The organism is Methanobrevibacter sp., assembly GCF_045644645.1.
In the GTDB taxonomy this organism is placed as follows: domain Archaea; phylum Methanobacteriota; class Methanobacteria; order Methanobacteriales; family Methanobacteriaceae; genus Methanocatella.
In genome coordinates this window covers 1-12763 of the sequence record NZ_JAZRHE010000034.1, presented here as the reverse complement: position 1 = coordinate 12763, position 12763 = coordinate 1, and the positions used below count along the sequence as shown (strand labels likewise).

9 protein-coding genes are annotated in these 12763 nt (G+C 35.5%); 4 read left to right on the top strand and 5 right to left on the bottom strand.

Annotated features, from left to right (window positions below):
* Positions 1-2376, top strand: a 2376-nt coding sequence (locus ACKI4K_RS02265) for a carboxypeptidase regulatory-like domain-containing protein (RefSeq protein ID WP_407421871.1), incomplete at its 5' end; no start/stop codon positions are given.
* Between the two features lie 721 nt (positions 2377-3097).
* Here the strand turns inward: ACKI4K_RS02265 and dnaJ are convergent.
* From dnaJ to ACKI4K_RS02250, 3 genes are all read right to left on the bottom strand, one after another.
* Positions 3098-4240: a molecular chaperone DnaJ gene (gene dnaJ, locus ACKI4K_RS02260; protein WP_407421869.1), complete on the bottom strand. Its 1143-nt coding sequence runs from the start codon at positions 4238-4240 to the stop codon at positions 3098-3100.
* Between the two features lie 135 nt (positions 4241-4375).
* The gene (gene dnaK / locus ACKI4K_RS02255) at positions 4376-6250 is read right to left on the bottom strand and encodes a molecular chaperone DnaK (protein ID WP_407421867.1); all 1875 of its coding nucleotides are present in this window, start codon (positions 6248-6250) and stop codon (positions 4376-4378) included.
* A 42-nt stretch (positions 6251-6292) separates the two neighbouring features.
* On the bottom strand, positions 6293-6844 hold the full coding sequence (locus ACKI4K_RS02250; RefSeq protein ID WP_407421865.1) for a nucleotide exchange factor GrpE: 552 nt from the start codon (positions 6842-6844) through the stop codon (positions 6293-6295).
* A gap of 306 nt (positions 6845-7150) precedes the next feature.
* On the opposite strand from ACKI4K_RS02250, the gene ACKI4K_RS02245 reads away from it, so the two are divergent.
* Positions 7151-7714: an ArsR/SmtB family transcription factor gene (locus ACKI4K_RS02245; RefSeq protein ID WP_407421863.1), complete on the top strand. Its 564-nt coding sequence runs from the start codon at positions 7151-7153 to the stop codon at positions 7712-7714.
* Positions 7715-7755: 41 nt separating this feature from the next.
* On the opposite strand, the gene hypF is transcribed toward ACKI4K_RS02245, so the two are convergent.
* On the bottom strand, positions 7756-10002 hold the full coding sequence (hypF, locus tag ACKI4K_RS02240; protein ID WP_407421861.1) for a carbamoyltransferase HypF: 2247 nt from the start codon (positions 10000-10002) through the stop codon (positions 7756-7758).
* Between the two features lie 52 nt (positions 10003-10054).
* Here hypF and larB point away from each other — a divergent pair, with 52 nt between their 5' ends.
* The gene (gene larB / locus ACKI4K_RS02235) at positions 10055-10816 is read left to right on the top strand and encodes a nickel pincer cofactor biosynthesis protein LarB (RefSeq protein WP_407421859.1); all 762 of its coding nucleotides are present in this window, start codon (positions 10055-10057) and stop codon (positions 10814-10816) included.
* On the top strand, positions 10813-10959 hold the full coding sequence (locus ACKI4K_RS02230; RefSeq protein WP_407421857.1) for a hypothetical protein: 147 nt from the start codon (positions 10813-10815) through the stop codon (positions 10957-10959). The genes larB and ACKI4K_RS02230 overlap by 4 nt, the downstream gene beginning before the upstream one ends.
* Before the next feature lie 46 nt (positions 10960-11005).
* On the opposite strand, the gene ACKI4K_RS02225 is transcribed toward ACKI4K_RS02230, so the two are convergent.
* Positions 11006-12763, bottom strand: a 1758-nt coding sequence (locus ACKI4K_RS02225; RefSeq protein WP_407421855.1) for a CDP-glycerol glycerophosphotransferase family protein, incomplete at its 5' end; no start/stop codon positions are given.

The following is a 12763-nucleotide window of genomic DNA, read 5'->3' as shown; positions in this document are numbered from 1 at the left end:
GCTACAATTTTACGTAATAAAATTTATTCATTAGGTTCCAATGTTGGTACTGACGCTGTTGCTGACAGTTACATGACTAAAAATTCAATGGGTATTTCAGTTAAAGGCAGTGCATTAATTGAAAACAACACTATCGAATCTACTGACATAGGTATTACTCTTGTAGAAGAAGGACAAATCACTATAAATAACAATAATATTACAGTTGAATCAAATACTGCAGACATCGATAATCATGCTATTGTTGCAAAAGACATTGATGGATATGTAATTGTTTCAAACAATACCATTAATTATGTTGGAGCAACAGCTCCAAAAGAAAATTACACAGCAGCTAAAGCTTATGCACTTTACTTTGTCAATACTACTGTTGACATTGCAGATAACACAATGAATATTGCATTACCATCCCTTCCAGCCGATTGGGAAGAAGTCCCACCTGGGTCCTGGAATTATGTAAGACACTCTTACAATGAGGGTATTGTATTGGATGGCTGTGCTGTTGTTCAGGTATTCCGTAATGATATTACAGTAAATTACACCGGTGGAAACTACGGTTCTATTTATGCAGTGGATGTTTTAGATTCTAACAATGTCTTCATTGAAAACAACACTATTACCGCAAAAGGTGAAAATTACTTGTACGGAATAATAATTCAAAGTCCTAACTTCGTCATATCAAACAATACCATTTATGCAATATCTGATTATTATGCTAACTGTATTGATGTTGAAGGCCCTTCAGCCGGCGCTATAATTTCAAATACATTGGCTGCCATTGCTCCTGAAGATTCATATCCAATCTATGCAGGAATGAACGGTCAACCAGTTACCCTAATCATTGAGGATAACGCGATATATGGTAAAGCATATTACGGTGTCGGTATTGAGATAGGTGGAGATGAAGCTGAAATCAGTGGCAACACTATCGTATTGAATGGTAATTACACTATCGGTATTGGTGCAAATGTAGACAATTTAATTGTCAATCACAATGCAATTATTTCCAATGCAACAAACACTGGTGATGTATCCATTTGGGATTCAATGGGAACAGATACCACAGGTATCAAATCCATGAAAGGAACAGTAAATATTACTGAAAACTATATTTCAACCACTGGTGATTACACAGTCTATATTGGTGACTGTGAAGGTAATGTAAATGACAATTACCTATTGGCTAAAGAATTTGTTGGAGATGAATCAGTTGACTTCACTGGTTTAGCTGAAGTTTATGATAACGTTCCAATTGCTACAGTTTTATCTGCTAAGGATGTTGTTGCTGTTTATAATGTCAGTTCTAGATTGTATGTTACTTTGACCGATGCTAAGGGCAATCCTATTTCTGGTGCTAAAGTCAATTTGGTCTTAGGTGATATCAATAAGACTGTTAAGACTGATGCTAAGGGTAGGGTTTCTGCATCCACTAAGAATTTGGATCCTGGTAATTATACTGCTGTAGCGTCATTTGCTGGTTATGACCTATATCAACCTTCAACAACTACTGCTAATGTATTTGTAAAAGATGTGTCCGTATTAACTGCTTACGATGTTGTTGCTGTTTATAATGTCAGTTCTAGATTGTATGTTACTTTGACCGATGTTAACGGTAATCCTATTGTTGGTGCTAAAGTTAGTTTGGTTTTAGGTCCTATTAGTAAGACTGTTAAGACTGATGCTAAGGGTAGGGTTTCTGCATCCACTAAGAATTTGGATCCTGGTAATTATACTGCTGTAGCGTCATTTGCTGGTGATGATGCATATGGTCCTTCAACTACTACTGCTAATGTGGTTGTAAATAAGGCTCCTACCGTTTTGTCTGCTAAGGATGTTGTTGCTGTTTATAATGTCAGTTCAAGAGTTTATGTTACTTTGACTGATGCTGATGGCAATCCTATTGTCGGTGCTAAAGTTAGTTTGGTTTTAGGTCCTATTAGTAAGACTGTTAAGACTGATGCAAAGGGCAGAATTTCTGCATCCACTAAGAATTTGGATCCTGGTAATTATACTGCTGTAGCGTCATTTGCTGGCGATGAGATAAATGCTCCTTCAAACACTACTGCTAATGTGGTTGTAAGTAAGAATATTCCTACCGTCTTGTCTGCTAAGGATGTTGTTGCTGTTTATAATGTCGGTTCCAGATTGTATGTTACTTTGACTGATGTTGACGGTAATCCTATTGTCGGTGCTAAGGTCCATTTGGTCTTAGGTTCTATTGATAAGACTGTTAAGACTGATGCAAAGGGCAGAATTTCTGCATCCACTAAGAATTTGGATCCTGGTAATTATACTGCTGTAGCGTCATTTGCTGGTGATTACATATATGCTCCATCAAATACTACTGCAAGCGTAATTGTTAGGGAATCAAATTAAAAACAGCAATAGAATGTAAAAAATGTGTAATTTCAAATTAGGAGATTGATTTCTCCTATTTTATTTATTTTTTTTAGATTATTGGATATTAGTGATGATTTCATCAGGATAATATTAATTTTATAATTTTTCTAATTTTGACATTTCATTATCGTCCTATGATATAAAAGTTTAATTATGGATAATTGCTAACTCTCATGGGCAGTCACTATTTAAATCGGACCAGGTTTAATTTATTTTACATTAGGGTATAATTAGTATAGGTTTCGCTAATCAGGGGACCTTGTCCATTCGATTTCGCTTACAGTGCAGTAACCAAACCTGTAAAATTCGTAATTTCATAAAAGATTTTTATAATATCTATCTTTTTTATCTCTTCATGTAGATGAATACATTCAAATCAATTATTTTTAGAACACATGTCAATAATTATCAGTTTAATGATTATTTATCTTTGATAATTTTAATGTAAACTATATTTTCGGGAATGCTTTCTTTAATAATTTTGCCACTTGATTCCCTCCTATTTTTGGCAATTCAATCTGGCAAAAGTTCGGATTTTGAGATATATATTTGGCTGAATAATGTCAAGCTGATCCAATTGATTGCAGAAAATTGAAATGGCAAGGTTTTTTCTTTTAAAAAAAGTAGTGAAAATATTATTTAATTGTTTGCAAAACAAGTTAAAAGGTAGGAAAATAAATTAGCATAAGTGGCTAATCTATTTCATTGCATCTTTAACCCTGTCAAAGAGTCCCCTTTCAACAGATTTTATTTCATCACCGCTTACATCTGCAAATTCTTTAAGCAATTCTTTTTGTTTTGAATTTAACTTTTTAGGAACTACAACACTGACTGTAACATACATGTTTCCTCTACTTGCATGCCTATATGAGGTCATACCCTGTCCCCTTAATTTGAATACAGTTCCGCTTTGTGTTCCGGGAGTGATTTTAAATTCAACTTCTTTGCCTTCAATAGTTGGAATGCTTATTAAATCTCCTAATGCTGCTTGTGGGAAACTAATTTGCTGTTCGTAGTATAGGTGATCTCCTTCACGAGCGAATTTTTTATTTCTTTTAATGTGAACTGTAACAATCAAATCTCCTTCAAGTCCTGGTGCTTCACCACAGTTTCCTTCTCCTGAAACTCTTAAGTGATTACCCTCATCGACTCCTTCTGGAATTTCAATTTTAATTGTTTTTGATTTTCTTTTGCTTCCCTTACCGTGACAGTCTTCACATGGTTGGGTAATTATTTTGCCTGTACCTCCACATTCCCTGCATGGCCTTACATTTACCATCTGACCCAAGAATGTGTTGCTGACTTCCTTAATCTGTCCTGTTCCGCCACAGGTTTTACAGGTTTCAGGTTCCACTCCAGGTTTGGATTTGGATCCGTTACAGGTAGGGCATATTTCACTTCGGGTTATTCTGATTTCTTTATCGCATCCGTTAAATGCCTCTTCTAAAGTAATGGGCACTTCTGTGTAAATGTCTGAACCTCTTTGAGGACCGGCTCTGCCCCTGCTGCGACTTCCTCCGCCGAAGCCGAACATTTCAAATATGTTTCCAATATCGAATCCTTGGAAAATATCTTCAAAGTTGACATTTTGATAGAAATCTTCAGCAGTAAATCCGTCCATTCCTGCATGACCGAATTGATCATATCTTTGACGCTTTTCATCATCAGATAAGACAGCATAAGCTTCACTTACCTCTTTAAATTTTTCTTCAGCGCCTTCTTCATCACAAACATCCGGATGGTATTTTCTGGCTAATTTACGATAAGCATTTTTAATTGTCTTTTCATCTGCAGTTTTATCTACTCCAAGAACTTCATAATAATCTCGCTTTTCTGCCATTTATTCACCTTGATAATGATAATTAAAAAAATATAGAAAAAATAATAGTTTTATTTTATTGTTAGTTTATTTATTGATTCTGATTTCTGATTTTATTATATCTCCTAACAACTTAATAAAACTTAATTATTTAATCTAGTCTTTTACTTCATAGTCTGCATCAATTGTGTCATCATCGTTGTCTTGAGCACCAGCATTTTGGTCTTGGCCTTGGGCTTGTTGTTGAGCTTGGGCCTCAGCTTGTGCCTGTTGGTAAATTTTAGCACCAATTTCTTGAACTACATTAGATAATTCATCAGACTTCTCTTTAATGGCAGCAATATCATCGCCAGCTATAAGTTCTCTTAATTCGGCTACAAGTCCTTCGACTTTAGTTTTTTCATCTTCAGATACTTGATCTTTGAGTTCATCCAAGGTTTTTTCTGAAGTGTAAATTAAGGAGTCTGCATTGTTTCTGATTTCAATTTCTTCCTGTCTTTTTGCATCAGCTTCAGCATTCATTTCCGCTTCTTTGATTTTTTGTTCGATTTCTTCATCGGATAATTTGGTTGAGGAAGTAATTGTAATGGCCTGTTCTTTACCGGTTCCTTTATCTTTGGCGGTCACGTTGATAATACCGTTTGCATCAATATCGAATGTCACTTCAATCTGAGGAATGCCTCTAGGGGCAGGTGGGATTCCTACAAGTTGGAAACGTCCGAGGGAAGTGTTGTCTGCAGCCATTTTTCTTTCTCCTTGCAATACATTAATGTCTACAGAAGGCTGGTTATCCGCAGCAGTGGAGAATATTTGGCTTTTCTTAGTTGGAATGGTGGTGTTCCTTTCAATTAAAGTGGTGGATACTCCACCTAAGGTTTCAATACCTAATGATAATGGAGTCACATCTAAAAGAACAATGTCTTTAATTTCTCCAGCAAGCACTCCTCCTTGAATAGCTGCGCCCATGGATACACATTCCATTGGGTCAATACCACGTTCAATTTGTTTGCCTATGAATTTTTCAACAAATTTCTGCACGATTGGCATTCTGGTAGGTCCACCAACTAAAATGACTTTATCAATATCTGATCTGCTCATTTTTGCATCGTCTAGTGCTTGTTGCATTGGTTTTCCTGATTTTTCTACAATGGAGTCAACCAATTCTTCTAATTTTGCTCTTGTAAGGGTAATGATTAAGTTTTTAGGAGTTCCGTCAGCACCCATTGCAATGAATGGCAGGTTAACTTCGGTAGTGGTGGTAGTGGATAATTCGATTTTTGCTTTTTCTGCAGCTTCCCTTAATCTTTGTACTGCCTGGTCGTTATCCATCAAATCCACGCCTTCTTTAGCTTTGAATTCATCAGCCAAGTATTTGAGTAATACGTTGTCCATGTCGGTACCACCAAGTTGGGTGTCCCCGCTGGTTGATCTTACTTCGAATACTCCTCCACCGAATTCCATGATGGTTACGTCCAGGGTACCTCCGCCTAAATCGTATACCATAATGTTCATGTCATCTTCTTCAGCTTTGTCAAGTCCATATGCGAGGCTTGCTGCGGTCGGTTCGTTTACAAGTCTTACCACGTCAAGTCCGGCAATGGTTCCCGCATCTTTTGTTGCAGTCCTTTGGTTGTCGTCGAAGTAAGCAGGTACAGTAATAACCGCTTTTTCAATAGGTTCGCCTAAGAATGTTTCTGCATCTTTTTTAATTTTTTGTAGGATGAATGCGGAAATTTCTTGTGGGGAGTACTGTTTTCCGTTCACGGTTACTTTGTGGTCGGTACCCATGCTTCTTTTAATTGCACTGATTGTATTTTCCGGGTTGGTTACTGCTTGTCTTCTAGCAGGTTCTCCAACCAACATTTGGCCATCGTCGGTAAATGCAACATAACTTGGGAATGATTTACCGTATTGGCTAGCACCTTCTGCAGAAGGAATGGTGGTTGGTTTACCTCCTACAAGCACAGATGCTGCTGAGTTACTTGTTCCTAAATCGATACCAATAATTTTTTCTTTTTTAGCGTCAGACATAATTATCACCTATTTTTTTTATAAATAATTTAATAAACTTGATTATTTTTTACAAACAATAACTTTAGAGTATTTAAGGACTTTGTCTTTGTACATGTATCCTTTCATGAGTTCATCTATAATATATCCGTTTTCGACATCATCTGATTTTTGGGTCATCAATGCTTCGTGACGTGAAAAATCAAATTTTTCTCCTTTTGCGGGAATTTCTTCAACTCCTTCCTTAGTCAAAATGTCATTAAATTTATTGTAGATAAGTTCTACTCCTTCTCTTAAGTCTTTATCATTTTCAATTTCTAAAGCCCTACCAAAATCTTCATAACAATCTATAAACTCTTTGATAATGTTCTCATTTGCGAATTTGATAATTTCCGCATTTCTTCTATCAGTAATTTTTTTGAAATTTTCGAAATCCGCTTGAAGTCTTTGGGATAATGAGATGTATTCTTGAGTTTCGGCCTCTTGTTTTTCAAGATCTTCCTTGAGTTTGGCAATCTCTTCATCTTTTAGAGCTAACTCGTCATGAACCTCTTGTTCTTCTTCGTGATTGTCTTGAGTTTCAACTTCAGTTTCGCTTTTATTTTCATCTGTCATGGATCCACCCTTTTCATATTTTTTGAAAAACTTGTGTAATAACTCTTTAAAGAGAATGGATTTCTTTAAGCACTTTAATATCGGCTTTGGGAATTTATGGACATATAGGAAAATGGTTCATCAATTGAGAGTTATTACTTTAAGTTTTTCTGAACCGAATATTAAAGTAACAAAAAGTTATCTTTCTCCTACTATATTATAGTAACAAAAAGTTATATAAAGGTTTCGATATTTGGGCACTTTTTTCTTACAAAGTGTAATAAAAATACAATACTTTAAATATGGTATGGGATATAAGTTATAATCATGACTAATAGTAAAGACATTAAACAGAATAGGAATGTCGATTCTTCTAATGGCCGCATAGAAATTAGAGGAAACTATAGTGACCAATTAGATGGAATTGATAAAGAGGACATACTTGACGTGATGGGCTGTAAGACCAGAAGGGATATCATCAACCTGTTAAGAGAAGAGCCTATGTTTGTCAGCGAAATATCAAATGAACTGGACATTGGTCAAAAGGCCATCATAGAACATTTGCGCGCTATGGAAGAGATAGGTATTTTGAACTCTTCCTATAAGAAAATACTAAGGGGCCGTCCTCGTAAATACTATGATTTGCAGAATGAGGTCAATATCCATATTACAATTAACAGAAACACTTTTGACGTTAATTTATCAGAAGATATGCTTAATACATTGCAACTTCCATCCGGCGATGAATGGTCAAAGCTTTTGGACATCGAAAAAAGAATTGACGATGGACAACTTGAAGCTATCGATGAGTTGAAAAACCAAATCAGATTGTATGGCAATCTTTTGGAAAGGGCGGAATATATTCTCGAGAGAACTATAAAAAACAGATAGCCTTGTTGTGCGGTCATTAATTCAATTGTTTGAATTTTACTTCAAACAATCCTTTTTTTAGCTATTATTGCCTGTCCAAGAGATACTGATCCGTCTCCTGCACAGGTATTTTTGTGTTGGATAAACTCATATCCATTGTCTTCAATATAATTTTTAACTGTATCGGTAATGGCTTCGTTGTAGAATACTCCTCCCGTAGCTCCAATGCTGTTGAGATTTTTCTTGTCCGCAGATTGAATCGCAAGTTCACTTAATCCACAGGCAACTGCAATTTGGCCGGCACGGGCAATATCCGCTCTTTTTTCCCCATTTTGATATAATCTTACAACTTCTCTTAAAATTTCAGTAGTATTTAACTGATTGTTTTCAATAGTGAAAGGAATTTTCAAATCCCTGGTGGAGTAATAGGCGCAGGATTCAAGTTTCATGGAACATTCCCCTTCATATGTTCTTTTGTTGCAGATTTCCAACGCAACGGCCATTGAGTCAAGAACCCTGCCTGTGCTTGTGGTTTTGCCAACATTAATTCCGGAATCAATTTGTTTAAAAATGTTTTTGATTTCAATTTCACCATATTTAAACTGATTGGAATAGGTTCTAATTAAATCTTCATCCTTTAAGATACTTGCAAGCATTCTTGCAGGGTATTTGGTCGCCATATCTCCTCCCGGCATAAGCTGACTTTCGAGATGGGCCATTCTTTCGAAGTGTTTAACATCGGTATAGAGAATTTCCCCTCCCCAACTGGTTCCGTCACTTCCGTAGCCCACTCCGTCAGCAGCTATTACAATCATTTCATCAATTGCGCTATCATTTGCAAGGGCAACTGAATGGGCATGGTGGTGCTGAATGGGCATGACCTCGGCACCATATCTTTCAGCCAGTTCATAAGCCAAACGGGTAGTGAAGAAATGTGGATGCATATCGCAGGCAATCACATCAAATTCATTTATTTTAGTGATTCTTTTCATATTCATGATGGCTTCCTTTAAGAATTCTAGTGTTTTTGGCTTGTTTGTATTTCCGATGTGCTGTGATGGATATGCAATGTCATCTTTGGCTATTGAAAAGGTCACATCAAGCTCAGGACCTAAAGCCAGAACGCTCAAGTCATTTACTTCATAACTTATTTTATAAGGTTCGGGAGTATAACCACGTGACCGTCTAATGAAAGATAGTTCATTGTTTCTGAATCTGATGACGGAGTCGTCACATCTATTTAAAATTTCACGGTCATGAACAAGGGAATAATCATTAACACCATTGATGATTTCTTCATTTTTAATCATCATTGGTTCTCCAGGCGTATTTGCTGAAGTCATAACATATGTGTCAATGTCTCCTTCATCGAATAGCAGATAGTGCATTGGAGAGTATGGAAGCATCACTCCAATATTGTGAAGTCCCGGAGACAATGATTCGGGGAAAGGATAATCATCATTTTTCTTTAAGATTACAATCGGCCTTTTGTTTGAAGTGATCGTTTTAATTTCTTTTTTTGATAATTGTGCATATTTTCCAACGCTTTCTAAATCTTTGGTCATTACTGCAAAGGCTTGATTCGGACGGTTTAAACGTTTTCTAAGCTCTTTTATGGCATCATCATTATAGGCATCAACGGCCAAATGTGTTCCTCCAATCCCCTTGATGGCCAATATTTTGCCTTCCTTAAGAACATCCGCACCCATTTTGATGGGATTTTCACAGTCCATTTTGTTCAAGGCATCATAGAATGCCATTCTGGGTCCACATTCGCCACAACAAATCGCTTCCCCATGGTATCTTCTATTTAACGGCTGCCTATACTCTACAAGGCAGTCATCGCATAATGGGAATTCGTCCATTGAAGTTCTTTCCCTGTCATAGGGGACACTTTCGATGACTGTAAATCTGGGACCGCAATCGGTGCAGGCATTAAACGGATATTTATAACGTCTGTCATTCGGATTTCTTATTTCTTCAAGACATTTATCACAAATTGCAATGTCGGGTGGAATCACGCTAATTCCGGAATAGGAATCTCCGCTTTCAATGATTTCAAAATCGGAATAATTATTCATGCCGATATCCTCTACAATCATGGAATCTATTTTAGCTATTGGCGGCAGTTCATCAGGCAATCTTTTGATAAATAAATCAGTGTTTTCACCCTCAATTATGATTTCAACAACATTTCCAAGGTTTCTCACATATCCCTTAAGATTTAAATCATCAGCAAGCCTATAGACGTATGGTCTAAATCCCACTCCTTGAACTATTCCTTGTGTCAAAATCTTTTGGGCTTTCATAAATATATTATTTAAGTTAAATTTTATATAAAATTTTATCCTAAGTAATACTATGAAGGAAATTCTTGAAAAATTGGTTAGTGGAGAACTTGATATTGATGAGGCCGAAAGGCTCCTAAAAGCAAATAATATTCTGGAGTTTGATGATGTTGCTAAAATGGATGTTGAGAGAAATGAGCGTGCAGGTTTTCCGGAGGCTGTTTTTTCACAAAGTAAAGATTATGAAGACTTATTGTTGATTATTAAGAAATATCTTGACAAAAGGGATGATGATTTAATAATAACCAGATTATCCCAAGAAAGATATGAAAGAATTCTTGATGATTTGGGTGAAAACTCATTTGTTTTTGATTATAATAGAAGGGCACAAATTTTAGTCATCAGAAAGGAAGTAACAAAAAAAGACCCAATAGCAAAAATCGGAATTATAACAGCAGGAACTTCAGACATTAATGTTGCTGAAGAGGCGCGGGTCATTGTTGAAGAGGGGGGATGTGAAGCCATTACCTCTTATGATATTGGCGTGGCCGGAATTCATAGGCTGTTCCCTCAAGTCGCCCATATGGTAAAGGAAGGGGTAAAAGTCTTTATTGTGTGTGCTGGAATGGAAGGAGCACTCCCTTCAGTTGTTGCGGGACTTGTTGACGTTCCGGTAATAGGGGTTCCCACATCTGTTGGGTATGGTGTAGGCGAAGGGGGGAGAGTCGCCCTGGATGCAATGCTTCAATCATGCGCTCCCGGAATCGCTGTTGTCAACATCGATAATGGTTTCGGAGCAGGTGTTTTTGCACTCGCTATCGTAAAAAATGATTGAAGGGATACGAAACTTTTTATTCTAAAATCCGTGATGTTTTAAAGGTGGCTAAGATAGTTTGTGATGTTGATTTCAGAACTTTTGACACGTTTTTAAATCAGGATAATGCCGTTAAAGCAATTGCAGTTGATTTAAAGAATTAAAGTTTAAAAATTGGAAGCTTTGAGGAGGGGAATGTGCAATATGGACTCAATCCTTTAAAGGAATTTTTTTTATTGCTTCATGAACACGTTTACAATTGTTTCGGTCTTTAAAAATAAAGAATTCATCAATTCTTTTTTGATACATTTCTTTAATTTTACAATCATTTTCCATGTATTCTATTATTAAATCCACTATTTCATCTTCTTTTTTACATATTTCTCCAAAGCCCATTGTTTCATAGTCATAAAAACTGTTTTCTCTGTTGAAATGATAATCTTGAGCATACTGATAATAAATTACTGGTTTATTTAAATAAGCAAAATCAAAAGCTACAGATGAGAAATCCGTAACCATTAGTGATCCATTATTGAACAATACTTGAAATTTTGTTTTATCGTAGTCGATTTTAACATAGTCATTTTCATCATAAAGTTCAATGAAATTGTAGACATTTGGGTGAGGCCTAAAAATTATTTCATAATTATGCTCTTTCGCTTTTTGAATTAATTTTTCATTATTGATTAATGAGTTAAATCTTTGGAAATATTCGGTTTCCTGGATGTATTCATGGGATTTCCTTGTTAGATTTCGTCTCCATGAAGGCATTATGATGATTTGTTTTTTATCTTTTATGTTTTTGAGATTATCATATCTGGGCAGTCCTTTTAATTGCACTACTTTTTTGCTGTAGTTGTAAGGATAATTAAAAATTGATGAAAATTCCTTTGTTGAGCTGACTAAAAAGAAAGAGAGGTTCATGTTTGATTTATTTAACCAGGGAGAGATATTGTCTTTTAAAATTCCGTGTTGTAAAAATACATTGTTTGATTTTAAAAGCCCTGCAAAGTAAGGATAACCTCCCCAAAAGGGATAGATTATTTCATTGTCAGGGTGAGAAGTTATTATATTTTCAACGAATAATCCCAAGTATCTATGCCGGATTGATTTATATGGGATGACTTTCCCAATTTTTTTAATTTCTTCATAATCGTTATTTTTTTTGCTTAAAATAAAAAATCTGCTTATGCCATCGTCCTGTTTAACCGCATATTTAAAAAGATGCAGTCCATTGTCATCGGATTCATCCGGCCGGTCCATATAAAACCATATTCTTTTATTTTTTAAAAATGGATATCCCAACATGTAAGCTAGTCTAAATGGAAATGCTTTTATAAATTCAAAGTCACGATTTTTAATCAACTTAAATGCTGCTTTTGCTTCTTGCAAAATCCAGCTTAATCCGTTTTTCTTTTTTATGGTGATTTTATTGTTTTCATGTAGGCTTAAGTAATGCTTTGTTTTGGCATAGCCAATTTTTTTAGAAAAATTGCACGGTCTTGAAAAATCAATAGTTAATTTTTTATTTTTTGATTTAAATTCAATTTCGTATTTCTTATCTGTGGATAAAGGGATTTTTGCTTCGAGGGAATAGTCATAAAGATATCTGATTCCTAAACTGTAATTGTCATTTTGAGGAAATCTTATTTTTTTAATCGGGATGGGGTTTCCATTAACATAAACTTTAACGTCTCTCTCAGAAATATTGTTTAAATGAGCCAATATATTTAATTCATTGCTTATAATATCATAAACATCAATGAATACTGTATTTAAACTCAATTTATCCATCAAATCTTCATTAAGATGATGGTCATACTTTGATGTCAATAATAGTATTTTAAACTCATCCTCCAGGAGTAGGTTATCAAAGATTATGTCGTCATCAATGAGTTTATTTATTCTTTTTAGTTTGGATAGGTCCAAGTTGTATTTTGATTGTTCTATTGATGAAATCCAATTGAT

Bases quoted from the DNA above. Each gene is read 5' to 3' on its own strand.
- hypF (WP_407421861.1), bottom strand. From the start codon at position 10,002: ATGAAAGCCCAAAAGATTTTGACACAAGGAATAGTTCAAGGAGTGGGA.
- ACKI4K_RS02250 (WP_407421865.1), bottom strand. From the start codon at position 6,844: ATGACAGATGAAAATAAAAGCGAAACTGAAGTTGAAACTCAAGACAAT.
- dnaJ (WP_407421869.1), bottom strand. From the start codon at position 4,240: ATGGCAGAAAAGCGAGATTATTATGAAGTTCTTGGAGTAGATAAAACT.
- ACKI4K_RS02245 (WP_407421863.1), top strand. From the start codon at position 7,151: ATGACTAATAGTAAAGACATTAAACAGAATAGGAATGTCGATTCTTCT.
- dnaK (WP_407421867.1), bottom strand. From the start codon at position 6,250: ATGTCTGACGCTAAAAAAGAAAAAATTATTGGTATCGATTTAGGAACA.
- larB (WP_407421859.1), top strand. From the start codon at position 10,055: ATGAAGGAAATTCTTGAAAAATTGGTTAGTGGAGAACTTGATATTGAT.